The following is a 23,318-nucleotide window of genomic DNA, read 5'->3' on the forward strand; positions in this document are numbered from 1 at the left end:
CGGGTGTTGCATGGCCAGTGTGACGACATTGCTGACCGATTCCGATTACGCGCGCGCCGAGCAGATGCTTTTCCCGCACCGCGCCCGGCGAGTGCCGGGCATGGTGCTTACACCGCAGTGGTTCGCCGACGGTGCCCGATTCTGGTACCGGATCGGGACCCGCTACGTCGCGGTCGATCCCGATGCGAAGACGCGTCGCGCCGCCTTCGACCACGACGCGCTGGCCGCCGCACTGTCGGTGGCGGCCGGGCAGGCGGTGACCGGTGCCGATCTACCGATTCTGGCCGTGGATATCCGCGCCGACGACACGGTGCTGTTCAGCGCGTTCGGCCGGAATTGGAAGTGGGCGGACGGTGCCTGCACTGAATCCCAGACGGCTACAACCATTCCGGGTGGGATTCCGTCACCCGATGAGCGGTGGGTTGCGTTCTGCCGCGACGGCAACATCTGGGTCCACAACCGGGCCGATGACACCGAGCATGCCCTTACCGAGGACGCCGAAGCGTGTTTCGACTACGGCGGCCTGCCCGGCACCACCGGCGCACGGGCGCTGACCCGTGCGCTCGGCCTACCGCCGCCGATGATCCTGCACTGGTCACTCGATTCCACCCGCATCCTGGTTGCGCGCATCGATCAACGCGAGGTGCCCGAACTGGTGCTTGTGGAATCAAGTCCGGCCGACGGCGGTCGGCCGGTAGAACACCGCACCCGCTACACGATGCCCGGCGAGAATGCCGTCGCGACGATGACCTGGAACGTGCTCGACGTCGAGCAACGCACGATCGTCCGGCAGCAGACCGAGCCGACACCGATCATGCACAATGTCGCACTCGTCTACGCCTGGTGGAGCGGCAAAGACGTGTACTTCCTATACCAAGCACGTGATGCCCGCACCCTGGAACTGCGTCGTCTCGATCCGTCGACAGGTGCGGTCAGCACGCTGATCACCGACACGAGCGAGACGCGGGTCGACCCCACCGTCCTGCTCGGCGACCCGCACATGGTGCGGGTGCTGGACACCGGCGAGATCGTGTGGTGGTCGCAGCGCGACGGTTGGGGCCACCTGTACCTCTATTCGGCCGACGGTGCCCAGGTCAGCCGAATCACCGTCGGGCCCTGGCTGGTGAGCAGTCTGTTATGGGTCGACGAGAAGGCTCGACAGGTGTACTTCGCGGCCAACGGGCTAATCGAGGCCGATCCGTATCTGCGGCAGCTTTGTCGAATCGGATTGGACGGCAACGGGTTCACCCGCCTCACCGATGATCAACTGGACCATGACGCGGTCAGCCCACCGCAGGGTGGCTACCTGGTGGACCGAGCCTCGTACCCGAGTCAGCCGCCACGCTCGGTGGTACTCGACGGGGACGGTCAGGTGGTGGTGGAGGTGGAGGCACCTGACACCGAAGACCTCAAGATTCTGGGCTGGCAACCCCCGGAGCGGTTCCGGGCGACCGCAGCGGACGGTAAGACCCCCATCTACGGTCTGCTCTGGCGACCGCACGATCTGGACCCGGACCGCACGTACCCGATCATCGAACACATCTATCCGGGGCCGCAGCTTTACCGCGCCGGACCGATGTTCAACCCGCCGCACTATGGCGAGCCGGAGGCCTTCGCAGCGCTCGGATTCGCGGTGGTGGCCATCGACGGTCGTGGAAGCGCGGGGCGCAGCAAGGCATTTCATGACCACTCGTATGGGGATCTCGGCAACGCCGGCGCCCTGGACGACCATATCGCCGCAATCCGCGAACTCGGACAGCAGTATCCCTGGCTGGACACCGCCCGAGTCGGGATCACCGGACAGTCCGCAGGAGCGTTCGCCGCGGCGCGTGCCGTGCTGCGCTATCCGGATTTCTACTCGGTGGCCGTCGCGGTCTCGGGTAATCATGACAACGCGCTCAACCTAGCGATGTGGGCCGAGCACTACCACGGCGATGTCAGCGCCGAGGGCAAAGCGGCGATCTCCAACGCCACGCTGGCCGCCAACCTCGCCGGCAAGTTGCTGCTCATCCACGGCGAACTCGACGACAACGCGCACCCGTACATGACGATGCGGCTGGCCGATGCACTCATCAAGGCGGACAAGGACTTCGACCTGATCATGATTCCGGGTGCCGAGCACTCGCTGATTGGTTGGCTGCACTATTCGCTACGTCGCACCTGGGATTACTTTGTGCGGCATCTGCACGGCAGCGAGCCGCCCGGTTACCGACTACAGCCGTTGCTGCTACCCTCCCTCGGCTGACCGGCGCACGATCTCACCGGACCGCTTCAGCACATCCAGCTGCGCCGGGTTGTAGAGATCGGACATGGCCAGGTCGATCGCCCTGTCCGCAAACCTTTTTCCCCGTGGTGCGTCGGCGCGTGAGGAGGTCAGGTCGGGATGGGCGTCCAGGACTGACTTGATATAGGGCGCCAACCGTTCGGCGAGGTCACGGCGGGTGGGCTCGTCGGCATCGGCGGGCAGGTTGTCCAGTTCGGCGGCTGCGGGATCCTCGGTCCTTTCCCGAATGATGTCGGCGTAAACCTGCTTGCCGCGCGGCCCGAGCACCCGGCTCATCACGACCACCAGGGACCGGTCGGCGTCGGTCAGGTTCGCCGCGGCGTCGGCCGACACGAAATCTGGCGGCAGGTCGGTGAGCGACGCTGTGTCCAGCAGCTCGCGTAGTTCATCGCGGGCGCGCTGCAGCCGGACGATGGTCTCGGCGAGTTCGGCGTCCAGTTCGCGTAGCGCCTGTTCCGGATGTTCGTCGGTATCGCCCATCGCCGCGATCTGGGGCAGCGAGAATCCCAGATCGACCAGGCGTTTGATGCGCACCAACCGGACCAAATGCGCGACGCCGTACTGCTTGTAGCCGTTGGACCGGCGATCGGGCTCGTCGAGCAGGCCCACCTGGTGGTAGTGCCGGACGGCCCGCAAGCTCGTGCCGGCGAGTTCGGCGATCTCCCTGGTGCTCCACGCCATGGTCCCATCTTGCCCAGTACGCGCACTTGACTGTGCCGTTGCGTCCGAGTGTGCGATGGAGGCATTGCCAACACCCGAGTTGCTCTCCGTCGACGATCTGTTCGCGCCGCCCGCCCGGGCGCAGGCATCGATCTCACCCGACGGCACCCGTATCGCCTACCTCGCGCCGTGGCGGGACCGCCTCAACATCGCGAGCCCACCCCAAAACCCTCAACGCCACACCGGACACAGCCCGGCCTGGTCAACTTCAGGCCCGAAACCCCACCACCCCAGGGGACTTACCCAAGCGGAGAACTGGAGAATGAGATGTTGCTGAGGTAGCGCCGCCGCGCAACGAAGCTTGAGTGTGCCCTTGGGGCACAGCTGATACTACTGCGCATGGGTGTTGTACAGGACACTGGCGTGGCGAGCGGATCCGCTCGGCCCGGCTGGCTGGAACTTGGTGTAGCTGCGGTCACCGCTGGCTTTCTGTATCTAGTGGGCGGCGTAACCGCATACTTCTTGCCGGAAGATCTCCCCATTGCCCTCGGACATGTGAACTTCCTGATCTCAGGGCTTGCGCCGTTGGGAGGGTTTGCTGCTGCAGTCCTCGTTCGGATCCGTGATGTCCGTCCGTTCGGGTTGCGGCATACGAGTCTCGTGTGGCTACTGACCGGCGTCGCAATCGGCCTGGCGTGCTTCGGGCTGAGTTGGCCCGTTTCGGCGATTTTTGATCCGCTGTTTCCGGGGTCGGAGGGTGTTCAGCAGCCCTACCGTGATGCTGCTCGGTCGGGAGTAGTGCCTCTTATCGTGACAGTGGGGCTGGGCGGAATCTTGACGCCGCTCGGTGAAGAAGCATTGTTTCGTGGCGTGCTTGCCACGTTCCTGTTCCGCTGGGGGAACTGCATCAGCGTGGTCTTCAGCGCGGCAGTTTTCGCTGCGGCACATGGGATCAACAGCGTGATGCCTTTGGCCCTCATGATCGGCTTGGCCACTGGTGTCCTGCTGTGGCGCTCGGGTTCGATCTGGCCTGCTGTGCTGGTGCACGTCGCCTATAACAGTGCGGGCATGCTATATCACGGGCTCGGATACTGACCGCGGAGATTAGGGGAATGACGGCCAGGTACGACGCGGTGAATATCTTCGGCAAACCCTGCCGGAATACCGGCGTGATCGCCATCCCGATCGATGTGAGCGCCGCGGCGACGTCGGGACTCGTGGGGTCGACCACGGTGACCGCTTCTTGGCGAAGACTGACCGATGCGCTCCTGCGAACACAGCCGCGCGACGCAATTCTCGCCTGGCAGTGATCCCGCACCCAGGCAACTCCTCGGCAATGAACCGGTATCCGAAAGCGGGGGCCATCGCCGTGGATGTCACGCGCGGCGTTGATCAGGTGAGCATCGTCCCAATCTCGCTGCGACACAGGCGCTTTACGCCATCTGTAGAACACCTGAGCGGAGAAGCCAAGAACCCGGCAGGTCACCGTGACGGGCACACCGTCATCGGCAAGGTCAAGGACCAGCGGGTACATCATTTTGGGTTGGCATCCCGGGACAGGTAGCCGACCGCACGACGCATCACCTCAGCCTCCTGCTCGAGGAGCTTGATCCCCTTGTGCGCCTCGCGCAGCTGCGCCGATACGTCATCGGACACCGCTGGCGACCGGGGCCGGTCGACGCCGTCTTGGCGGTCAGCGATCTTGAGCAGCGATGCAGGCAGGCCTCCGAGATCCCAAAGTCCTTCGCGATCTGGCGCAACGGCGCCTCACCCTTAAGGGCCACGGCGATGACATCAGCACGGAACTCAGCAGGAACGAATTCGGCACGGAGCGATCCTTCCAGCAAGGACGAATCCTCACAGGTCAGGAGTCAACCAAACCGGAGGCAGTCCCGGTAGTTGGCCGAGTGCTGCACGGGTGTGTCGCGGAAGCCGTGATGGCTTACCACAGTATTCGACGAGATCCTCTACAAGCAGCGCAATCTCGTCGAACGATCGTTCACGCTACTCAAAGAATGGCTCGCCCTGGCCACCGGCTACGGCAAACGCGCTGTCGTCCTCAGCGCGTGCATCACCTGGACACGCCATATAGGAGACACGCTCTAGTGGATGAGCATGACTCGACGGCCGCGCGTGTGACCGGCGCGGCTGTCGCGGTGCGCAGAAGCGGCCTCGGCCAGGGTGTACGACTTTTCGACCGGTATGTGCAGCTTCCCGGCTGAGATGAGCCGGGCGGCCTCGGCAAGCGCCTCTGGCACGCTTCCGGCCACCCCGGAGAACTGAGCACCGAACTCGGGAGCATCCAGATCGGCAATGGAGATCACCTTCTGCGGATTTCCGGTCAGCTCGACGAGTTCATGGATCACACCTGAGCCGGCGACGTCGAGAGCCGCATCGACAGGGCCGAGTTCCTTGGCTCTTTCAAACCACCCCTCGCCGTACGTGATGGCGGCGGCACCAAGTGACCGCAGATACGCCTGATTGCCAGCCCCGGCCGTCCCGATCACAGCGACGCCCCTGTCACGGGCGATCTGCAGCACCGCAGAACCGACACCTCCAGACGCACCGCTGACGAGCAGTGTCTGCCCCGCCTGTACGCCCACCTGACCAAGAATGCGCAGCGCGGTCTCGACCACGGAGGGGTACCCAGCTGCTTCCTCAAACGACAGCCCGTCAGGCATCCGTGCCCACGCCGTCAGAACCGCGAACTCGGCATAGGTGCACGCACCCTCGCCGAAGACTCGGTCACCGATCGCGACGTCCTCAACCCCGTCGCCGATCTCGTCCACGATTCCGGCAGCGTCCAGGCCGACTCCTGCGGGCAACTCTATCGGCCGTGTCTTCTGGAATTGCCCTTCACGGAGCCTCCAGTCGACGGGATTGACACCCGCCGCGTGTACGGCGATGCGCACTTCGCCTGATCCCGCATGCGGCTCTTCGGAATCGATCAGTTGCAACACATCCGGACTGCCGTACTCGGCGAAGCTCACCATCCTCATATCAATAACTTAACACTAACAGATAGTGTTTCGTAACGGATATGGTTAAAGAGTTGATAGTGTCGACCAATGACCGTGCCGCCGGGACGCCGCGAGCGGAAGAAGGCGGCCACCCGCGCGAAGATCGCCGACGCCGCGCTTCGCCTTTTCGCCGAACGCGGTTACGACGCCGTCGGCATCCGAGAAGTGGCTACCGAGGCCGACGTGGCCGTGACGACGCTCTTCTCCCACTTCTCCTCGAAAGAAGCGCTGGTGTTCGAACAGGATCAGGATTTCGAACAACGCCTCGCGCAGACTGTCACTGATCGGGCGCCGAACGAATCACTCATCGACGCGTTGCGCCGCGAGATCCTGGCCCTCGTGCGACATTGCACCACGGAGAGCGCCGCACCAATCTGGCGCATGATCGATGAGTCACCCGCCCTGCGCGCGTATGAGGTGGCCATGAGATTGCGCCATGCTGAGGTGCTCGCATCCGCCATCGCCGCGGATCTCGACACGTCGCCGTCGGACACAACCTGCCGCACGATCGCGCGTTTTGTTGTCGACGCTCATTCACTTGCCCGCGACGCGGCCGACCCGGAGGCGGCGGTCGACGAGATCTTCCCGATGATCGAGGCGGCGTGGGCGGCAACGGGCAAGGACGCCACCAGTCGTCGTCCCTACAGCTGAACGTCCGGCCGTCCTACAGACGCTGCGAGACCAAATCCTCAGCGCCGCAGCCGATTACTGTGAACCAGCGCCGGACACGGCGTTGATGTGCTCCCGGTACAGCCTTCCTGCGCGGTATGACGAGCGAACCAACGGCCCCGACATGACACCCGAGAAGCCAATCCTCTCGGCCTGCGCCTTCAGCTCGATGAACTCCTCCGGCTTGACCCAACGTTGCACCGGATAATGGCGCACTGACGGGCGCAGATACTGCGTGATCGTGACAAGATCACAGCCCTTCTCACGCAGGTCTGCCAGCGTCTGCAAGACCTCGTCGCGCGACTCACCCAGGCCGAGAATCAGATTGGACTTGGTAACCAGGCCGTAGTCGTGAGCCTGCGCGATCACATCGAGCGAGCGCTCGTAGCGAAACGCGGGTCGGATGCGCCTAAAGAGGCGCGACACTGTTTCGACATTATGAGCCAGGACTTCCGGTCGCGAATCGAACACCTCACGCAGCAGTCCTGCATAGCCGCTGAAGTCGGGGATGAGGTTCTCGACGCCCGTGCCCGGGTTTAGCTCGTGGATCTTGCGCACAGTCTCGGCGTACAGCCACGCGCCGCCATCGGCCTGGTCATCACGCGCCACGCCCGTGACAGTGGCGTAGCGGAGACCCATCTTCCGGACGCTCTCGGCAACACGGCGGGGTTCGTCGCGATCGATCGGATCGGGTCTCCCGGTGTCGATCTGGCAGAAGTCGCATCTCCTCGTGCACTGCCCACCGCCGATGAGAAACGTGGCTTCACGCTCCTCCCAGCATTCAAAGACATTGGGACAACCAGCTTCCTGGCAAACAGTATGCAGACCTTCGGTGCGCACCAGGTCCCTGAGTGCGTTGAATTCGGGCCCGACTGTCGCCCGTATCTTGATCCACTCCGGCTTCTTCTCGATCGGACTCGCGGCGTTACGGACCTCAAGCCGCAATCGCCTGGCACCTTCAGGAGGAACGATCATCATTCATCCCTTCCACCTTGCGCATCATCTCCTCTTCGGCTTGCCGCAGAATCGATCTCGCGCGCGCGAGCACCGGGGCATCCACCATAGCCCCCGCCACGACGGAGACGCCTTCATCAGGAGCACTGCCCATGATCGTTCGTGCCCAGTCGATCTCGGCTCCCGACACAGAGAACGCACGGTTGACGTGTCGAACTTGGAAGGGGTGCACACAGACCTTGCCGGCGAAGCCCAGTCCTTTCGCCGAGCGGGAGTCATCGATCAACCCTGTCGCGTGCGAAAGATCCAGCGTCGGACCGTCTATCGGTGGCGGTAGACCCGCGGCACGGCTACCGGTGACGAGCCGCCCCCTGGCATAAGCCAGAGCTTCACGATTAGCGGGATCCGTACCGATATCGGTTGCGTAGTCGACAGATCCGAACATCACCCGCTCGACGCCGTCGATCGCAGTGAGGTCTTCCAGCTTCGACAACCCTGTCGCAGACTCCACCAAGACAACCGCCCGTGAGGCGCGGGACTGTCGAACTACCTCTGCAACCCACCCCGGGTCCTCGGCCTTCGGGATCACCGGGACAGCATCGATATCTCGCATGAGTTCGAGATCTTGCTCCCACCAGATCGATTCGAAGGAGTTCATCCTGACAAACGACCGATGGTCGTACCCGTCCCACATGCGCAGAATCTCCCGAGATGCGTCCTTCTCGGATGGAGCCACCGCGTCCTCCAGGTCGAACACCACCGCATCCGCCCCACTGCCCAAGGCTTTGGAGAACCGATCAGAGCGAGATGCAGGGACAAACAGCCACGATGCGCACAACAACGTTGCACGACGCTCGGTATCCGCGTTCGCAGCGCCGATCTCGTTCATCCCGCAGTCCAGAATTCTCGTCTTGCGGAACTGACCACCCCGGTGTCGAGCAGTGTGCGAATCTCGCCGTCACTAACGCCCAACTTCGTCAGAAGTGATTCAGTGTGCTCTCCCAATGCCGGGACAGCGCCCATTGCCGATTCCAACGCCCCGATCTGGATCGGCGGTAGAGTCGCGCGCACCTCCCCAGACTCTGTGCGCACCGATCTCCACCGGTCCCGTGCCGCCAGCACCGGATGATCGAGCACATCGGTCAATGAATTCACCTGGGCGTTCGCGATTCTGCAGTGATCCAGCAGGGCGATGGCTTCTTCACTGCCGAGCTCGCTAAAACGTCGGGACACGATAGCGTCCACCTGATCACGATGAGCGACCCGCAGTGTGTTCGTCGCGAACCGCTCATCGGTTTCTAGATCAGGCTGCTCTAGAAAGCCGACACAGAACGAGCGCCACTCGCCTGCATTCTGCACCGCCATTACCACCGGTTGCCCATCGGCGCAGATGTATTCGCGATAGGGCGAGATCGTGGCGTGTGCTGTGCCGGTGCGACGAGGAGGCTCACCATAGCCCTCCGCGTACTGCATCGGCTGACCCAGCCATTCCACCAGCGCTTCGAACAGCGACAGTTCTATGCAGTCGCCGACACCGGAGGTCCGTCGCTGGTAGAGAGCGGCCAGCACTGCGCTGAATGCGTACATCCCTGCGGCGATGTCGGCCACCGGGATTCCGGCCTTCGCGACATCGCGGTCACTACCGGTCAGTGCGACGACGCCGGCCTCGGCCTGCACGAGCAGGTCATAGGCTTTGCGTCCCGCCCACGGGCCGTCACTCCCCCACCCAGAGATCCTGCACGCCACCATCGTCGGATAGCGCGCAAGGAGCTGAGAGGGACTCACATCGAGCCGTTCCGCCGCACCGGGCCCAAGATTCTGGACCACGACGTCGGCAGCAGCGAGCAGTCGTTCGAGAATCTCTCGGCCCTGCGGCGACTTGAGGTCGAGGGCAATGGACTCCTTACCGCGATTGACCCATACGTGATAGCTCGAGAGACCGGCCACCGCCTCGTCATAGTTGCGCGCGAAGTCGCCTCCGACAGGCTTCTCCACCTTGATTACGCGGGCTCCCAGATCGGCCAGTTGCCTGGTCGCGAATGGCGCAGCGACGGCGTGCTCGAGCGCAACGACTGTCAATCCGTCCAGCGGGCGCTTCAGTTTCGTGTCAATCAATTCCACGGAAGGGGCCATGTCTGCGTCAGATCTTGATACTGAACGGGTCGGCGGTCACCTGGGCCGTCTCGACCCAGACTGATTTCGTCTCGAGGAAGTCCGTAACGGCATCGAGCCCGTTCTCCCTGCCCAGGCCACTAGTTCGACGGCCACCGAACGGCATGTTGTGCGCGATCGCGCGGTACGTGTTCACCCACACCGTCCCAGCATGAAGATGCTTCGCTACTGCATGCGCCCTTGACACATCCGAAGTCCAGATCCCCGCTGCGAGACCGTATTCGGTCGAGTTCGCCAGAGAGATCGCTTCTTCGTCGGTTGTGAAGGGAGTTGCGCAGAGCAGCGGCCCAAAGACTTCCTCCCGGAAGATCCGCATATCGGATGTCACACCACCAAAAACCGTAGGCGCGAAGTAGTTCCCGGACTCGCCACCTTGAACCGTCAACGTCGTTCCCCCCACGAGGAGTTCGGCGCCCTCGCCGTGGGCGATCTTCACGTACTCCGAAACCTTGTCCAGCTGCGGCACGTTGGCTATGGGCCCCATCTCCGTCGTTTGGATCCGCGGGTCACCGACTCGAATGCTCTTCGCACGCTCGACGACACGGGAAACGACCTCATCGTAGACATCGGCATGAATCAGCGCGCGCGATCCCGCCACGCAGGTCTGCCCCGCTGCGGCGAAGATCCCCGCCAGAATCCCGTTCACCGCCGCGTCGATCGACGCATCGGCAAAGACGATGTTGGCTGACTTGCCCCCGAGTTCCAATGCGACGTGCGCCAACCGGGCCGACGCACGCTCGGCTACCAACCGACCACCATCGACGCTCCCGGTGAAGGTGATCTTGCGGACGTCGTGGTGATCGACGAGCGCACGTCCGGTTGAGGACCCGCTCCCCGTGACGACGTTGAACACACCTGGCGGAAAACCCGCGTCCTCGAAACACTGCGCAAACAGGAGAGTGGACATCGACGCATGCTCGCTTGGCTTCACGACCACTGTGTTCCCGGCCGCCAGCGCCGGCGCGAACTTCCACGCCCCGAGTAGCAGCGGCGAATTCCACGGTGTGATGCAGCCGATGACACCGAGCGGTTCTCTAGTCGTGTAGTTGAACAGCGACGGCGACTCCATGGGAACTGTAGTGCCTTCTAACTTGTCCGCGAGCCCCCCGAAGTACCGATACCAGCGGGGAACGGCGTGGATCTGACCCCGCATCTCACGCACGACTTTGCCGTTGTCCTCGACCTCGGCGTCGATCAACTCGCCGGCCCGCGACTCGATCGCAGAAGCCAGCGCATCAAGCAGACGCGCTCTTCCAGCGGGTGTCACATCCGCCCACTCCCCCTCGAACGCCTGCTGGGCCGACGCGACGGCAGCGGCGACATCCACGGCGTCGGAGTCAGCGATCGTCCCGAGGGTTTCGCCGCTGATCGGACTGACGACTGACAGGCGGGCCGAAGAGTGCGCCTCTGTGTACTCCCCACCGATGTAATTGCCGCGATCACCCACGTGATAGCGCTTGGTTGCGGTCATTTTTGTCCTCTTTTGATGTCGCGAATGATTCCCGAAGTGTCATGGCGAAGGCCGCGTGAGGCCCCGGGGAGAATGTCAGGTAATGTCAATCTGCTTGAACAGCAACGTCACCCCGCTTCGAGAAGGCGTCGGAAGTCCGCCGCGAACTGACAGGCCGCGGCACCATCGACGCCCCGATGGTCAGCGCTGATTGTGATGGACATGGTCGGGCGCACTGCGACCGTGCCGTGTATGGCCACCGGGCGATCGATCACAGCGCCGGCACACAGGATTGCCAGCTGCGGCGGCACGATGATCGATGTCCCGCTGGTCACCCCATACTTTCCGATATTGCTCAAAGTGAATGTCGCCGGCTCAAGATCCGAAGCCTTCAAACCGGCCGACCGCGCACGTGAGACCGCTCCGCGCAACCGGTCTGCGATCTCGGACGCCGAACTCATACCGATGTCAGTCAGCGTCGGCGCAACCAGTCCGCCTTCTGTCGACACCGCAATACCGATGCTCACGACCTCCGAATAGTCCGGACCATCCGTGGTCCAGATGCCATTTAGTGTCGGGTTGGCACGCAGAGCTGACGCGATCGCATGGACCATCACCGCGGTAGGACCAATGCCGTCCCTGGCTCGGGTTAGCGCAGCGCTCATGTCAACATCCGCACTGATATACAGGTGAGGGATCGTGCTCTTGCTCAACGCCATGCTCCTCGCCACAGCGCGTCGCACTCGACCTAAGGGGGCGACAGCCACTTCAGTCGCCCTCGATGTATGCGATCACCTGTCCGACGGTCACCTCACCGCCGGCCGGGACCGCGATTGCCGTCAGCACACCCGAATGCAGCGACTCCATCTCCACATTTGTTTTATCAGTGGTGATCTCAGCCAAGACCTCGCCGCGCTCCACTGTGTCTCCGACCTGTTTGAACCATGCCTCCACGACACCGGACTCCATTTCGTGGCCCAGCTTCGGCATCAATACCTCATACTGCATGTTCATCTCCTCTGTCATCACCGCGAACGATCCTTGCGATCTTGGCCGCGACACTCCCGGCATCCGGCAGCATTGCCATCTCGACTACCGGGCTGAAGGGCACAGGTAGGTCGTCGGGCAGATGCACCACCTCCGGTGCGGCCTTCAATCGCGTTCCTCGCATGGTGATCTCAGCAAGCAATGTGCTCGCCCAGCTGCCGGGGAAGTAATCCTCCATCAGCACGAGAAGGCGGCCAGTCCGACTCACGCTGCCGATTACGGTCGCGACGTCCAGAGGCCTTATCCACGCGATGTCGATCACCTCGACCGAGACACCTGACTCGGCTAGTGAAGCAGCTGCGGCCAAAGCGGTCCAGACACATTCGAGCGAGGCCACCACGGTGATGTCACGACCTGCTCGGAGGACCTCTGCCCGCCCAATCGAGCTCGCGTCAGGCGGACCGACCTCGACAAGCTCCTTGCGCGCAATGGGCAGCTTGTGCTCAATGATCAGGACAGGATTGTCCGAATGCACTGCTGCACGTATGTTCCGGTATGCGCTGGCAGGCCGCGCCGAGACCGCGATTCGCAGACCAGGCATACCCTGGAACCAGGATTCGTACGTCATGGAGTGCTGCGCACCGAAATGCCAGCCCAGACCCCCCACTGTCCGAATCGTGATGGGCGCCTTCATCTGTCCGCCAGAGGTGAGTCGGTACCTCGGGAAGTCAACCGCAATGGCGCTCGCGGCCACTCCGAGGAAGTCAGCGAACATGATCTCAACGATCGGCCTCATACCCGAGATGCCCATTCCGAGAGCTACTTCGGCGAATCCGTACTCGGCGATCGGCATGTCCATGACCCTGTCCGGGCCGAAGGTCTCGAGCAGACCTTCGGAGCACTTGAACACGCCGCCAGCCGCTGCGACATCCTCACCGATGAAGATCACATCGGTGTCGGCTCTGAGAGAATGCTCCAGGGCCAGCTGGATAGCCGCCTTGTATGTCAGTTCCACTGATCGTCGTGTCGAACCATCGTCTGACACCTCGGTGCCAGGTTCGGCATCACTAAGCAAAGACATGGGCACGGGCCTCCTCCATCGTCGGGAACGGGTCTTGTGCTGCTTGTGACGCGGCAGCATCGACTTCCGCGACGGTACGTACCCGCCACGCGTTGAGTTCGTCGTCCGTCAGCGCCGCCTGCGCACTGAGTCGCGCTGCCATCACGTCGATGGGGTCGGCCATCTTCCACCGCTCCAGCTCTCCCACAGGCCGGTACTTCGCGGGATCAGTTCGCGAGTGGCCGCTGTACCGGTAGGTCTTGGCCTCGATCAACGACGGTCCACCGCCGGAACGTGCTTTGTGGATCGCCTCGGCAACCACGTTATGAACCGCTACGGCATCCTGGCCGTCGACACTACGACCACTCATGCCGTACGAGACGGCGCGAATTGCGAGGTCGGCGACCGAGGTGCCGATGTGGGCCGGCGTGTACTCGGCGTACTGATTGTTCTCGATGATGAAGACAACGGGGGCATTCCACACAGCTGCCATGTTCAGACCCTCGTGAAAGGCCCCCGTGTTCGTCGCACCGTCCCCGAAGAAGGACAGCGTGACCCGACCGTCTCCCTTGAGTTTTGACGTCATCGCGGCGCCTACCGACATCGGAATGCCCGCTCCGACAATCAAGGACGTACCCATCAGGTTGTGGTCGACCGATGTCGCCGCGTGAGTGGACCCGCCCATACCGCCACAGTTGCCCGTCGACCTGCCCAGCATCTCAGCGAACAACACGTACGGGTCGAGGCCCACGGACAGCGCGTGGTGATGTCCACGGTAGGTGCCGAACACTCTGTCCCGGGTCTGCGCAGCTGCGAGCGCTCCCACTGACACCCCTTCGTGTCCCTGGGCCAGGTGAGTCGTGCCCGGAAGCAACCCCTCCATGAACAGCTCTTTGACTTTGTCCTGGACCGCCCGGATCTGGATGGCCTTTTGGAGCAACAACCTCAACTTCGGTACATCTAGAGGACTTGATTCGACACCGGGACTTCGTACGTCCCAGGTGGTCGGCATTTCATTCATACGAACTCCTTCATCACACTTCGTGTCCGCACGGACAACGATCCGGATACGAGCCAACGCATCGACGATCCACCACTTACTGCACCTCAGTCGAACGGAAGCCGGCGGCCGTCGCGGACGTAGTCCGCCTGGGACGCGATGTGCTCCTTGGAATGCACGGCCGCACCCTTGGTCATATGACCGAACAATTGGATGCCGAAGCCGACTTCGAGGTCGTCGACAATTCGCTTCTTCCACGGGCGACGGATAATTTGCGTCGTCAGACGCCGGATGGTGCGAGGCTGCGTCATGATGTAGTCGGCGATCGTGTAGGCGCGCGAGATCAGATCCGCTTGGGGCAGGATTTCGTTAACCATTCCGTACTCCAGTGCGGTTGGGGCACTGATGGATTCGCCCGTGAGCAAAGCGAATGCTGCACGCTTGACACCGAGAAGCTCGGTGAAGCAGCTGTGAATACCGTCTCCGGGAACGGAACTGATGCCGTAGTGGAGATCGTAGATCCGCGCGTCCTCGCTCATCAGCGTGAGGTCACACATCAAGAGGATCTCGGAATGGAACCCCGACCCGTTGAAGACACCGATGGTGGGAATCTCAAGATCGTTGATCAACGAGCTGACGTTGATCCGACCGTCCTTGAATCCGTACTCGTACGCCCAGTGTGGAAGATCGGCCTCTTCCAGTTCAAATCCGGCAGGATCGGAGTCCATCATGAACTCGTCTCCGGATCCCGTGAGGATCAGGAGTTCGTTCTCAGGATCTGCGCCAACTGTCTTGAGGAACTGCCCGAGGGCGCGGTGGTTCTGCACGCTGAGTTGCACTGGGCCGCCCAATGTGTGGGCCCGTGCCAGCAGGACGCCGTCCTGCCGCCGCTCGAGTGCGAAGTAGTCTTTGAAGAACTCTCGATACTCCTCGAATCGAGGCGTAGGCAGAAATTCCTGCAGAGACATCAATTGCTCCTTTGATCTTGGCCGGTTACGGCCGTGGGTGTTGACTGCGATCTGGTCCGTGCCTTGCGAATGAGGCCCGCGACACCTCGGGGGGCAGCGAGAACGCCGACGACAAGCAGGGCTCCGAAAATGATTTGGTTCCAGATACCATCGAGGTTGACCAGCAGCAGTTGAAGTGTCAGCTGCGTGACGACGGCGCCTATCACCGGGCCGTACCACGTGCCTGAGCCGCCGAGGACTACGGCCACGACGACCGCCAGCGAGACCTGGAAGTCGAACGTGCCGATCGGTTCGATGAACTGCAACTGCGATGCGTACATCGAGCCGGCGACACCTGCGATCGCCGCTCCCGCGACGAAGGCGAACAGCTTGATTCTCAGCGTCGGGATGCCGAGCACTTCGGCGGCGTCCTCGTCCTCTCGGATTGCTGTCAAGGCGCTGAACCAACGGGTCTTCTCGACACCCCAGTTGAGTGCAGTCACGCACACGCCCAGAATCAGGAAGAGCACGCAGAACAACCTGACCGAGGACTCCAGCGACACCATCGGGCTAGTCACGGAGAGCCCCGTTGAGCCGCCTGTGATGTCGATGTTCGCCGCGAGTTGCTGCAGAGCGAGGGTGAGAACGAATGTCGCGACTGCGAAATAGTCGCCTCGCAACCGGAAGCCGGGAACCCCGACGAGCAATGCGCCAAGTCCCGCCACAATCGCCGCAAACGGCAATGTCAGAAGCGGATTCACCGCGAAGGTGGTCGACAGGATACCCGTCGTGTACGCGCCCATGCCCATGAACATGACGGTGCCGAAGTTGAGGTATCCGGCATAGCCACCCAGAAGATTCCACGCACCGGCCAACGCGACGAACATGAACACCGTGCTGGCAATCTTGATGCTCGTCAGGTCGTCTGACAGCAGACTCCACAGCACAGCGGCCGATGTCCCGGAAACGATCGCAGCAGGCGCCAACAGTGGGTGCGCCGTCCCGGCCGGCATCCATGTCGGTCGCTTCTGTGCTGACTCTGTCGTAGAGGTTGCGCTCTTGCCGTACAGAGTCATATCGCCCGCTCCCGTGCGGCGGCGAGTCCGCCTCCTCGAGCCACCATGGCAACCAGCAACAGAGCGTAGACCACAACCGACACCCACTTAAGCGAGAGAAGTTCGTTGAAAAGAGCTTGACCGAGCCCGAGTGCCAGACCGCCGACGAGCGCCCCGAGCACCCCGCTTGTGCCACCTACGAGCACGACGATGAACGCATACGTCAGCCAAATCATCTGGGTGGCAACGGAGAACGGGATGATCGTGGATAGGAGTGCACCAGAGGTGCCGGCAATGCCCACGCTGGCGGCGAACACCAGGCTGGAGTAGAGATCGACGTCGATGCCAAGTGTCGCTGCGGCGTCTGGACGTTGAGCCAGCGCCCTGATGGCGCGACCTGTCAGAGAGAATCGAAGATACGTGTAGATGATGCCCAGCAGGACCAGTGACACTGATGCCGCCACCAGATAGTCCAGAGGCACGACCACTGATCCCAGCTCCAGCCCCTTGTTGGAGTAGGCGGCGGTCACTGATTTGATATCGCCAGACCAGAATTCAGCCGTGACCGCCTGAAGGAAGATCATTGCGCCGAAGAGCACAAGGAGCGCAGATTCCGGAGAGACCGCCTGCGCTCGACGAACGAGCGTGACGTACAGGATCCAGCCGAGTAACGAGAACAGTGGCAAAGCGACGAGCCCTGCGGAAATTGGGCTTACACCCCACGTCTGTTGGAACTGGTAGGCCAGCACGCTCCCACCCAGGACGGCCATGCCGTGGGTGAGGTTGAGTACTTTGAGAACGCCCATCGACAGCGTCATCCCCAAGCCCGCGAGGGTGTAAATGAGTCCCAACAGGCCACCGAGTACCAACACTTGCGCCACGGTGGTCATCGGACCTCCCTGTCTGCTACAAGCGGGGATCGGGCAGTAGCGGGGTCCGGCGGCGGGTCGACTGCCAGCCATTCGCGGACCAGACCGTCCAGATCGGTCCCGAATCCGGCTGCGGCGCCGATCCGGTCGATCCTGCCCGACCGCAGAACACAGACGGTGTCTGCGATGGCCAGTGCGGCCCTCACATCCTGGTCCACCAGGATGATCGTCCGGCCCTCCTCGCGGAGTGCGCTCAGCTCGCGGTACATCACTTCGGCGACGGCAGGTGCAACTCCTGCCGACGGTTCGTCGACCAGGAGAACCCTAGGATCGGAGACAAGCGCCCGGCCCAGCTCGAGGATCCGCTGCTGCCCGCCCGACAGGGTCCCTGCCGGCACATCGCGCTTCGGCACAAGTGCGGGATACCGCTCATACATGGCTGCGACGGCCGCCACTACTGTCCTGCGTGCTCGGCGCGCCGACCATCCACCGAGAAGCAGGTTCTCGTGCACTGTCATCGAGGGAAACACCGAATGTCCCTGGGGTAGATAGGCCACGCCCGCGCCACTGCGCACCCGGGTTGGCTGCTTGGTCAGATCAGTGTTCTGCGCATCGACACGCAGGAGGACCTCACCGGCCGACGGCTTGAGGAAGCCGGCCATGACCTTCAACGATGTTGACTTACCGGAGCCGTTCGGCCCGATAATCACGAAGACTTCACCGGGTGCCGGTGAGATCGTCAGACCGTTGAGCACGGGCTGACCGGGTACGTACTCCGCGAAGACGTCGCGGAGTTCCAGCGTTGCACCGCCTGTCATGACGCAGCCTTCACGGGCGTCCCCAGATAGGCGTCGATCACCCGGGCATCTCCACAAACATCCGCCGGCGTTCCCTCTGTGAGGATCTCGCCGCCAGCCATGCATACGAAGCGGTCGGAGAGTTTTATCAGGTCTGGTATCTCATGACTGACAATGACGAAGGTGGTGCGATCGTTGACCGCGTGCTGCGAGATCTGCTCATGAAGTACCGCTTTGACGTGGGGATGGACTCCGGCGAACGGCTCGTCCATCAGAACCACGGACGGCTGGTGGACCATGGCGCGGGCAAACTCAACCAGCTTCTGCTGGCCGCCCGAGAGTTCCTGCGCGACCCTTCCCGAGAAGGCCGTCAGCCCCGTGCAGCCGAGCCACTTCTCGATCTGTTGGTTGAGCGAACCACCGCTGAGCCCAGAGCGACGGTGCGCAACAGAGATCACCAAGTTCTCCTTGACAGTAAGGGTTTTGAACACTCGGGGGTTCTGGAAGGTTCGGGCCACACCCCACGTGACGAACTCATGCGCGGGCCGACCGGTTGCTACGTGGCCTCCGATGCTGATGCTTCCGCTGTCGAGCTTGTACGCACCGCTCAGCAGGTTGATGGTTGCGGTCTTTCCCGAGCCGTTCGGTCCGATGACACCTAGCACCGAACCACGGGCTGCTTCGAAACTCACGCCCTTGACAGCGTGAATCCCCCCGAAGCGCTTATGAATCGACTCTGCTTTAAGAGCCGGAGTATCGGCGATCATCCTCTCCTCACTCACTGCCAGCGATGGTCAACTTGGCCTCGGCGACATCTGCGGGCCATACGGGCCGGACGTCGCCGCTGACTGTCTGAAGCACCACCTGACGAAAAGGGTCGACCGTTCCGTTCTCGCGGAACTTGACGGGTCCGACCACCGTGTCGAAGGTGTGGCTGTAGATGTATTCCTTGAGGGTCGTCTGGTCGAGGGACTGCGTACCCTCCACCGCCTGCCGAAGTACCTGCAGATTCGCGAAACCCACGGCTGCGTAGCTGGGAATGACCTTCCAGCCCTGATCGTCGGCGAACTTCACGACGAAATCCATTCCCTCGAAGGGCTGGTTCGGCCACGCCGCGGTGTGTCCGACTACTCCGTCGGTGGCATTTCCGAGTTCGCTCCAGCTCGGCAGGGTCAAGACTTGAGAGCCACATGCACACACGATCTTCGGCTCATACCCGACCGTCTTGACGCTCCTGATGATGTTGTTGGAGTCCTCGGGTAGGCCTAGCACGACAAATAGATCAGCGCCCGCATTCTTGGCCGCACTCACAGCAGAAGTGAAATCTGCTGTCCCAGGGCTGTATTCCTCGTCGAGTACGATCGTCATCCCTGCCCGCTTCGCATAATCGCGCACTCCCCCCTTGCCCTCGAAACCGTTCCTGTCAACCAATGTGAAGGGATCGTTGTTCGTCAGGATCGCTACTTTGGTCGGCCGTTGTGGGCCCGGTAGTTCGGCGATGGCCTCGAACGCACCTCTCGAATACTCCTCAGGTTGATACGGGAACGCCGAGACCACCTGCCCGTCCGCCAGATCGTTCAATCCGGTGTCCGAAAATGAACCGTTGAACATCAACTTGCCCGAGGACTTGACCAACGGGACCACCGCAGCGGCAACGTAAGTGGCGAACGGTGCCAGGACAAGGTCGACCTGGTCCTTGGTCAGCAGCGACTGGTACAGCGTTGTCGCTGTGGCTGCGGTGCTGTTGTCGTTCTTGATCAGCACTTCCACATCGCGGCCGAGTAAACCGCCGTTGCCGTTGACTTCGGCCGCCCACGCCTCATAGACCTGATTGAGGACATTCGAGGGGCCGGCCAAGGCACCCGTGAGGCCGAGAGTGCCACCGATCCTGATCGGGGCATCTGCCCCCGAACCGCCTGCCCCACCACAGGCGGTGATCAGCACGGCGAGAGCGACGGCCATCACCGTCGCCTTGAAGCATCTCAACCGCGATCCTTTGGAAATTGGCCTCATCAGAGGGCGCCCCTTCGTCGATCTGGCATGGTGTGTGTGAGCGGTGCCACACAGCTGTGCAGTAATCTGAACACATGTCGTGGAATGCTGTCAACGCTGTTCTTTAAACTGAACATGATTGGTCGTCGATCCAGCTCCGGATACCCTCTACTGCCCTCTCTTTCCATGCTTTCCGCACAGGGCGCAGATTCTTTCGCGCCACGCGGCTGTACAACGTAGGATGTGCAGTATCATCAACAAAACTGCACACTAGGGGGACGTATGACCGCTGAAGAGGCCGCCAGTGAGGCGGTCGGCCCTGGGCAGCGGATACGTGAGTTGCGGATGGTGCGACAGATCTCGCTGCGAGAACTGGCCCGACGGGCAGGGTGCTCGGCGAGCCTTCTGTCGCAGATCGAGCGCGGCATCGTCGCGCCCTCGGCGCGAATCGTGTACGCGCTCGCCAACGAACTCAGCGTGTCGTTGGATTCTTTGTTCGGTGCAACTGATTCGGATACGTCGGCCACACTCGTACCGCCGGAGCTGGGTGCGGCGCCGGCCGACGATGTCTCAGAGCTGACTACCGAGTCGGCGCCATCGGGAGCTTGGGGGCGAGCGACCGGTGCCGACGGTCAAGGAATCGTTCAACGCGCCGACACTCGCCAGGTCATCGAGCTGTCATCTGGCGTTCGGTGGGAACGACTGACCCCGAACCACGACCCCTACGTCGACTTCATCGAAGCGGTCTACCGGCCAGAAGGACGATCGTCCGAGACTGGTCAGTCGATACGCCATCAGGGCCGCGAGTATCTCCAGGTCCTTGAGGGAGAGATCGAGGCCGTCATCGGTTTCGAGACGATTCGACTCTGCGCCGGAGATTCAATCTCATTCGACCCGAGCACGCCCCATCAGTACCGGAATCCTTCACGATCGGCGATCGCCCGATGCCTGTCGGTCGTCGTCAACTACGCGACCTGAGCTTGGTCGCGCCACCTTTCCAGAGCTTCAACACACCTCAACGATCGAAGGGTACCGACCATGCGCGCCGCCGTCCTGGAACAGTTCACCGACCCTCTGAACGTCACCTCACTGCCCGACCCGTCGCCCAGGCAAGGGCAGGTGGTGATCCGAGTGCGTGCGGCAGGCGTGTGCCGGACCGACATCAAGATCATCGACGGAGGTGTGCCGAGCGTTTCGACGCCCCGCATCATCGGGCATGAGCCAGCCGGTGAGGTCGTCGCCCTTGGCGCCGACGTGACCGAAGCTTCCATCGGGGATCGCGTGTTCGTCAGTCCCGACGTCACATGCGGTCAATGCGCCTACTGTCGCGACGGCATGTACAACTACTGCGCGCAGCTGCGCCGGCTGGGTTTCGAACTCGACGGGGCTCTCGCCGAGTACATGGTCGCACCGGTCACCAGCTTGATTCCACTGAGCGAGGAGATCTCCTACGAAGTCGGAGCGACTCTCCCCGATGCTGTCGGCGCCTCCTATCACGCCGTCGTATCGCGTGCTCAAGTCCGCCCCGCGGAGACAGTCGTCATCAACGGACTCGGCGGACTCGGTCTGTGCGCCGTCCAGATCGCCGCATTGTGCGGGGCACGTGTCATCGCCGTCGCACGCAACGCCGAGCGGCGGCTGCTAGCGGAGAAGCTCGGCGCTGCACGCACCCTGGACCCCCGCGAGGATCTCATCGGTCAGCTGACTTCGCTGACATCGGGCCTTGGAGTTCACTCCTTCCTCGATTTCGTGGGTACCTCGGATTCACTGGACCAGGCGGTGCGCGCGTGCCGCAAAGGTGGCCGAGTTGTGATCGTCGGCTACATCGCACCTGAACTTCGAACTGCGCCGGTTGATCTCGTGTATCGCGAGGTTTCCATCGTCGGATCCCGTAGCTCGACTCACGCGGAACTCGCCGCAGCGGCGCGCCTTGTGGCAGAAGGACGAATAACCCCGCTCATCGGGCAGACCCGCGAACTCGTGGACGTCAATGATGCGATCGCTCTCTTGCGGGCCGGCTCAGTGATCGGACGTATCGTGGTGAGCCCGTGACGTCCACTGCCAATCCAGTGCCGACGCGGGACGAACGCCTAATCATGGAGGCGGCAGTACTCCATGGTCGCCGAGACCTACGGATCGAAACGCGGCCCATCCCCGAACCCCAGCACGGTGAGGTCCTACTGGCGGTCAAGACGGCAGGGGTATGCGGCTCGGATCTGGGTGAATTCGCCCATGGTCCGGTGCTCACGCCAATCGAACAGCGACACCCAATCACCGGACACCTGGGTCCCTTGGTGCTCGGTCATGAATTCTCGGGCGAAGTCGTGGCGTTGGGCTCTGCCGTCGACGGTTTCGGACTCGGACAACTTGTCGCGTCGGGAGCATCGTCGTGGTGCGATCGGTGCTCCCATTGCCGGAGGGGCCACACCAACCGATGCCCGCACTATTGGGCTGTCGGACTCCAGCGCAACGGTGGCCTCGCCGAGTTCGTTTCGGTTCCCGCGCATAACTGCTTTCCGCTCGACGAGTCCGGCATCACCGCGGATGCAGGCGCGCTGGTGCAGCCGATGGCGATTGCCGTCCACACCGTCCGGCGCGCGAGCGTCCGCTCGGGTAGCCGTGTCTTGGTGTTGGGTGCAGGTGGGATCGGGGCGTTCGTCGTTGCAGCCTTGCGATCGCTGGCCGACGTCGGTGAACTTGCTGTGTGTGAGCCGAGTTCAGCGCGCAGGGACACAGCACGAGCCCTGGGCGCCTCCGAGACCGCTTCCGAGCACAGCGCGCTCGACGGTGGGTATGACACGGTGTTCGAGACCTCGGGGACTGCCGCCGGCCTCGGCGCCGCTGTATCACTCGTCGACACCGGAGGCTCGGTTGTGCTTACGGGCATCCAGCCCCCGGGGACCATGTCGACGGAACTACTGCGCCAGGTCACTCTGCGCGAACTGACGTTGATTGGGCCGATGGCGTGCATCGTCCGCACTGATGTTCCCGACGCCATCGGTGTTCTCGCGGGCAGAGACAGCTGGCATGACGTGGCCCCGGTCGTTTATCCCTTGACGGATATAGGTGCGCTGTTCGTCCGAGAGACCGACACTGCGCGAACGGCACTCAAACCCTTATTCGCACCCGGCCTCCACAAGCCGCGAAAGTCCCAATACTGAACGACTTCGGCTGAACGTGGCCTGGCCGCGCGGCGCGTCGCCCCTCCGCGGGCAGTTGTAGGACATCGCGCCGTCGCTGACCGCCTCGGTGTTCACCGACGAGGGCGGGAAGTAGCAGTTGCCCTCGACGGTGATTAGGTCCGAGCCGGGTGACTCAACGACCACGATCCCTTCGATAGCTACTCCGCCAGCAGGGCATCAACAAAACCGGATGGACCTGCTCTGCACGGCGCCGCACGTG

General features: G+C 62.6%; 23 protein-coding genes and 1 pseudogene. 7 read left to right on the top strand and 17 right to left on the bottom strand.

What is annotated here, in order from left to right; translation table 11 throughout:
* Positions 1-19 precede the first annotated feature (19 nt).
* Entirely contained in the window at positions 20-2,245 is a 2,226-nt protein-coding gene (locus tag ABIA65_RS31160) for a S9 family peptidase (RefSeq protein ID WP_354525983.1), read from the top strand.
* Here ABIA65_RS31160 and ABIA65_RS31165 read toward each other — a convergent pair.
* Entirely contained in the window at positions 2,228-2,965 is a 738-nt protein-coding gene (locus ABIA65_RS31165; RefSeq protein ID WP_354525984.1) for a helix-turn-helix domain-containing protein, read from the bottom strand. The genes ABIA65_RS31160 and ABIA65_RS31165 overlap by 18 nt on opposite strands.
* A 378-nt stretch (positions 2,966-3,343) precedes the next feature.
* On the opposite strand from ABIA65_RS31165, the gene ABIA65_RS31170 reads away from it, so the two are divergent.
* Together ABIA65_RS31170 and ABIA65_RS33550 are read left to right on the top strand one after the other, a co-directional pair.
* Positions 3,344-4,039: a CPBP family intramembrane glutamic endopeptidase gene (locus tag ABIA65_RS31170; protein ID WP_354525985.1), complete on the top strand. Its 696-nt coding sequence runs from the start codon at positions 3,344-3,346 to the stop codon at positions 4,037-4,039.
* Positions 4,040-4,056: 17 nt separating this feature from the next.
* Positions 4,057-4,254: a hypothetical protein gene (locus ABIA65_RS33550; protein WP_502919643.1), complete on the top strand. Its 198-nt coding sequence runs from the start codon at positions 4,057-4,059 to the stop codon at positions 4,252-4,254.
* On the opposite strand, the pseudogene ABIA65_RS31175 reads toward ABIA65_RS33550, so the two are convergent.
* Both ABIA65_RS31175 and ABIA65_RS31180 read right to left on the bottom strand, forming a co-directional pair.
* Positions 4,181-4,788, bottom strand: a pseudogene (locus tag ABIA65_RS31175) (IS3 family transposase); the annotation flags it as partial. The gene ABIA65_RS33550 and the pseudogene ABIA65_RS31175 sit on opposite strands and share 74 nt — an antisense overlap.
* A gap of 258 nt (positions 4,789-5,046) precedes the next feature.
* The gene (locus ABIA65_RS31180) at positions 5,047-5,943 is read right to left on the bottom strand and encodes an NADP-dependent oxidoreductase (RefSeq protein WP_354525986.1); all 897 of its coding nucleotides are present in this window, start codon (positions 5,941-5,943) and stop codon (positions 5,047-5,049) included.
* Between the two features lie 69 nt (positions 5,944-6,012).
* On the opposite strand from ABIA65_RS31180, the gene ABIA65_RS31185 reads away from it, so the two are divergent.
* The gene (locus tag ABIA65_RS31185) at positions 6,013-6,615 is read left to right on the top strand and encodes a TetR/AcrR family transcriptional regulator (RefSeq protein WP_354525987.1); all 603 of its coding nucleotides are present in this window, start codon (positions 6,013-6,015) and stop codon (positions 6,613-6,615) included.
* A gap of 54 nt (positions 6,616-6,669) precedes the next feature.
* On the opposite strand, the gene lipA is transcribed toward ABIA65_RS31185, so the two are convergent.
* The 14 genes from lipA to ABIA65_RS31255 all read right to left on the bottom strand — a co-directional run bounded on the left by lipA (position 6,670) and on the right by ABIA65_RS31255 (position 19,868).
* Positions 6,670-7,608 carry a lipoyl synthase gene (gene lipA, locus ABIA65_RS31190; protein WP_354526023.1) on the bottom strand — a complete coding sequence of 313 codons (939 nt, stop codon included), beginning with the start codon at positions 7,606-7,608 and terminating at the stop codon, positions 6,670-6,672.
* Positions 7,592-8,476, bottom strand: a complete 885-nt coding sequence (locus tag ABIA65_RS31195; protein ID WP_354525988.1) for an HpcH/HpaI aldolase/citrate lyase family protein — start codon at positions 8,474-8,476, stop codon at positions 7,592-7,594. The genes lipA and ABIA65_RS31195 overlap by 17 nt, the downstream gene beginning before the upstream one ends.
* A complete protein-coding gene (locus ABIA65_RS31200) occupies positions 8,473-9,708 on the bottom strand; it encodes a CaiB/BaiF CoA transferase family protein (protein WP_354525989.1) in 1,236 nt (411 codons plus the stop codon). The genes ABIA65_RS31195 and ABIA65_RS31200 overlap by 4 nt, the downstream gene beginning before the upstream one ends.
* A 19-nt stretch (positions 9,709-9,727) precedes the next feature.
* A complete protein-coding gene (locus ABIA65_RS31205) occupies positions 9,728-11,230 on the bottom strand; it encodes an aldehyde dehydrogenase (protein ID WP_354525990.1) in 1,503 nt (500 codons plus the stop codon).
* A 107-nt stretch (positions 11,231-11,337) separates the two neighbouring features.
* Entirely contained in the window at positions 11,338-11,976 is a 639-nt protein-coding gene (locus tag ABIA65_RS31210; RefSeq protein ID WP_354525991.1) for a 2-oxo acid dehydrogenase subunit E2, read from the bottom strand.
* A gap of 1 nt (position 11,977) precedes the next feature.
* Positions 11,978-12,217, bottom strand: coding sequence for a biotin/lipoyl-containing protein (locus tag ABIA65_RS31215; RefSeq protein ID WP_354525992.1), 240 nt, complete (start codon positions 12,215-12,217; stop codon positions 11,978-11,980).
* A complete protein-coding gene (locus ABIA65_RS31220; protein WP_354525993.1) occupies positions 12,207-13,277 on the bottom strand; it encodes an alpha-ketoacid dehydrogenase subunit beta in 1,071 nt (356 codons plus the stop codon). The genes ABIA65_RS31215 and ABIA65_RS31220 overlap by 11 nt, the downstream gene beginning before the upstream one ends.
* Complete coding sequence (locus ABIA65_RS31225; RefSeq protein ID WP_354525994.1) at positions 13,264-14,196, bottom strand: thiamine pyrophosphate-dependent dehydrogenase E1 component subunit alpha; 933 nt, start codon at positions 14,194-14,196, stop codon at positions 13,264-13,266. The genes ABIA65_RS31220 and ABIA65_RS31225 overlap by 14 nt, the downstream gene beginning before the upstream one ends.
* Positions 14,197-14,363: 167 nt before the next feature.
* Positions 14,364-15,224 carry an enoyl-CoA hydratase/isomerase family protein gene (locus ABIA65_RS31230; protein ID WP_354525995.1) on the bottom strand — a complete coding sequence of 287 codons (861 nt, stop codon included), beginning with the start codon at positions 15,222-15,224 and terminating at the stop codon, positions 14,364-14,366.
* Positions 15,224-16,216: a branched-chain amino acid ABC transporter permease gene (locus ABIA65_RS31235; RefSeq protein WP_354525996.1), complete on the bottom strand. Its 993-nt coding sequence runs from the start codon at positions 16,214-16,216 to the stop codon at positions 15,224-15,226. The genes ABIA65_RS31230 and ABIA65_RS31235 overlap by 1 nt, the downstream gene beginning before the upstream one ends.
* 59 nt (positions 16,217-16,275) lie before the next feature.
* Positions 16,276-17,148, bottom strand: coding sequence for a branched-chain amino acid ABC transporter permease (locus ABIA65_RS31240; protein ID WP_354525997.1), 873 nt, complete (start codon positions 17,146-17,148; stop codon positions 16,276-16,278).
* The gene (locus ABIA65_RS31245; protein ID WP_354525998.1) at positions 17,145-17,945 is read right to left on the bottom strand and encodes an ABC transporter ATP-binding protein; all 801 of its coding nucleotides are present in this window, start codon (positions 17,943-17,945) and stop codon (positions 17,145-17,147) included. The genes ABIA65_RS31240 and ABIA65_RS31245 overlap by 4 nt, the downstream gene beginning before the upstream one ends.
* Positions 17,942-18,691: an ABC transporter ATP-binding protein gene (locus tag ABIA65_RS31250; protein ID WP_354525999.1), complete on the bottom strand. Its 750-nt coding sequence runs from the start codon at positions 18,689-18,691 to the stop codon at positions 17,942-17,944. The genes ABIA65_RS31245 and ABIA65_RS31250 overlap by 4 nt, the downstream gene beginning before the upstream one ends.
* A gap of 7 nt (positions 18,692-18,698) precedes the next feature.
* On the bottom strand, positions 18,699-19,868 hold the full coding sequence (locus ABIA65_RS31255) for an amino acid ABC transporter substrate-binding protein (protein WP_354526000.1): 1,170 nt from the start codon (positions 19,866-19,868) through the stop codon (positions 18,699-18,701).
* Positions 19,869-20,198: 330 nt separating this feature from the next.
* Between ABIA65_RS31255 and ABIA65_RS31260 the strand changes: the two genes are divergently transcribed.
* Genes ABIA65_RS31260 through ABIA65_RS31270 form a run of 3 tightly spaced genes read left to right on the top strand, consistent with a single transcriptional unit; the run spans position 20,199 to position 23,077 of the window.
* Complete coding sequence (locus ABIA65_RS31260) at positions 20,199-20,894, top strand: helix-turn-helix domain-containing protein (protein WP_354526001.1); 696 nt, start codon at positions 20,199-20,201, stop codon at positions 20,892-20,894.
* Between the two features lie 60 nt (positions 20,895-20,954).
* Positions 20,955-21,968 carry an alcohol dehydrogenase catalytic domain-containing protein gene (locus ABIA65_RS31265; RefSeq protein ID WP_354526002.1) on the top strand — a complete coding sequence of 338 codons (1,014 nt, stop codon included), beginning with the start codon at positions 20,955-20,957 and terminating at the stop codon, positions 21,966-21,968.
* On the top strand, positions 21,965-23,077 hold the full coding sequence (locus tag ABIA65_RS31270; RefSeq protein WP_354526003.1) for a zinc-dependent alcohol dehydrogenase: 1,113 nt from the start codon (positions 21,965-21,967) through the stop codon (positions 23,075-23,077). The genes ABIA65_RS31265 and ABIA65_RS31270 overlap by 4 nt, the downstream gene beginning before the upstream one ends.
* Positions 23,078-23,318: the final 241 nt, after the last annotated feature.

Source organism: Mycolicibacterium sp. 624 (assembly GCF_040548615.1).
Lineage (GTDB): Bacteria > Actinomycetota > Actinomycetes > Mycobacteriales > Mycobacteriaceae > Mycobacterium.